The 653-nt window shown below is 53.6% G+C and carries 1 protein-coding gene; it reads left to right on the forward strand.

Annotated features, from left to right (window positions below; all coding sequences use genetic code 11):
• Positions 1-12 precede the first annotated feature (12 nt).
• Positions 13-546, forward strand: a complete 534-nt coding sequence (gene nusG / locus ACIPL2_RS34995) for a transcription termination/antitermination protein NusG (protein WP_007896622.1) — start codon at positions 13-15, stop codon at positions 544-546.
• The last annotated feature ends 107 nt before the right edge of the window (positions 547-653 follow it).

The following is a 653-nucleotide window of genomic DNA, read 5'->3' on the forward strand; positions in this document are numbered from 1 at the left end:
TAAGGGTGTCCCGTGGCTAAGCGTTGGTACGTTGTGCATGCTTACTCCGGTTACGAGAAGCATGTCATGCGCTCGTTGGTAGAGCGCGTAAAGCTGGCTGGCATGGAAGATGGCTTTGGCGAAATTCTGGTTCCCACTGAAGAAGTGGTTGAAATGCGTAATGGCCAGAAACGCAAAAGCGAGCGCAAGTTCTTCCCAGGTTATGTGCTGGTTCAGATGGACATGAATGAGGGTACTTGGCACTTGGTCAAGGACACTCCTCGGGTGATGGGTTTCATCGGCGGTACCGCTGATAAGCCAGCACCAATCACAGATAAAGAGGCAGAAGCGATTCTGCGTCGCGTTGCTGATGGTAGCGACAAGCCGAAGCCGAAGACTTTGTTCGAGCCAGGCGAATCGGTACGTGTCAACGATGGTCCGTTTGCCGACTTTACCGGCACGGTCGAAGAAGTTAACTACGAAAAGAGCCGGATCCAAGTGGCAGTGCTCATTTTCGGTCGCTCTACTCCGGTAGAGCTAGAGTTCAGCCAGGTCGAAAAGGTCTAGCTGAGCAAGCATCCCAACCCCGCAGCCCTAGGCTGTGGGGTTTTGTCGTCACTGGGATAAACGCGCAAGTAACCGGGGAGCCTTTCGAGGCGTTCGAACCCGTTTTT

The sequence above is a fragment of the Pseudomonas sp. NPDC086251 genome, assembly GCF_044746405.1.
Taxonomy (GTDB): Bacteria; Pseudomonadota; Gammaproteobacteria; order Pseudomonadales; family Pseudomonadaceae; genus Aquipseudomonas.